Origin of the sequence: Exiguobacterium artemiae (assembly GCF_033342815.1) — a bacterium.
Taxonomy (GTDB): Bacteria; Bacillota; Bacilli; order Exiguobacteriales; family Exiguobacteriaceae; genus Exiguobacterium_A; species Exiguobacterium_A artemiae_A.
Map to the genome: position 1 here is coordinate 1,481 of NZ_JAWPEN010000032.1, position 1,501 is coordinate 2,981.

Genomic DNA, 1,501 nt, shown 5'->3' on the forward strand with positions numbered 1-1,501 from the left:
GGTGGGGTAGATGATTGGGGTGAAGTCGTAACAAGGTAGCCGTATCGGAAGGTGCGGCTGGATCACCTCCTTTCTAAGGAAAACGTCCCTTACGGGACATGCCCATCGTTCAGTTTTGAGAGCTCGTCTCTCAGTCTCGATAGAGACACTCGCACCTTGAAAACTGAAGACATCAACAAGACATCAAACTTTTTATAACCATGTCATTAGACGTGTGTTCTTAGAATACCAAAATGCTAGATCAAGGTATGAAGGGCGTACGGTGGATGCCTTGGCACTAGGAGCCGATGAAGGACGCGACGAACAGCGATATGCTTCGGGGAGCAGTAAGTATGCTTTGATCCGAGGATTTCCGAATGGGGGAACCCACCATCCGTAATGGGATGGGACATGTTACATGAATACATAGTGTAGCGTGAGGCAGACCCGGGGAACTGAAACATCTAAGTACCCGGAGGAAGAGAAAGCAAATGCGATTCCCTGAGTAGCGGCGAGCGAAACGGGAACAGCCCAAACCGGAGAGCATGCTCTCCGGGGTTGTAGGACACTCTATACGGAGTCAAAAAGGAAGACAGTAGGTGAACGACCTGGAAAGGTCGGCCGAAGAAGGTGACAGCCCTGTAGCTGAAACTGTTTTCCCTCCAGAGTGGATCCTGAGTACGGCGGGACACGTGAAACCCCGTCGGAATCCGGGAGGACCATCTCCCAAGGCTAAATACTCCCTAGTGACCGATAGTGAACCAGTACCGTGAGGGAAAGGTGAAAAGCACCCCGGAAGGGGAGTGAAATAGATCCTGAAACCGTATGCCTACAAGTAGTCAGAGCCCGTTAATGGGTGATGGCGTGCCTTTTGTAGAATGAACCGGCGAGTTACGATAGCGCGCGAGGTTAAGCTGATGAGGCGGAGCCGTAGCGAAAGCGAGTCTGAATAGGGCGCCATAGTGCGTTGTCGTAGACCCGAAACCAGGTGATCTACCCATGTCCAGGATGAAGGTCAGGTAACACTGACTGGAGGTCCGAACCCACGCACGTTGAAAAGTGCGGGGATGAGGTGTGGGTAGCGGTGAAATGCCAATCGAACCTGGAGATAGCTGGTTCTCCCCGAAATAGCTTTAGGGCTAGCCTCGAGGTTGAGAGTTCCGGAGGTAGAGCACTGATTGGACTAGGGGCCCCCACAGGGTTACCGAATTCAGTTAAACTCCGAATGCCGGCAACTTATACTCGGGAGTCAGACTGCGAGTGATAAGATCCGTAGTCAAGAGGGAAACAGCCCAGACCGCCAGCTAAGGTCCCAAAGTGTATGTTAAGTGGAAAAGGATGTGGCGCTGCCTAGACAGCTAGGATGTTGGCTTAGAAGCAGCCACCATTCAAAGAGTGCGTAATAGCTCACTAGTCGAGTGGCGCCGCGCCGAAAATGTAACGGGGCTAAACATACCACCGAAGCTGCGGATTCCGTAAGGAATGGTAGGGGAGCGTTCCAAACCGCTGTGAAGCTGTACCG

Annotated in this window: 1 rRNA gene; it reads left to right on the plus strand. The window is 52.4% G+C overall.

The annotated features are described in order from the left end of the window. Positions 1-239: 239 nt before the first annotated feature. Positions 240-1,501: ribosomal RNA gene (locus tag R7V76_RS16550) — 23S ribosomal RNA — on the plus strand; the annotation flags it as partial.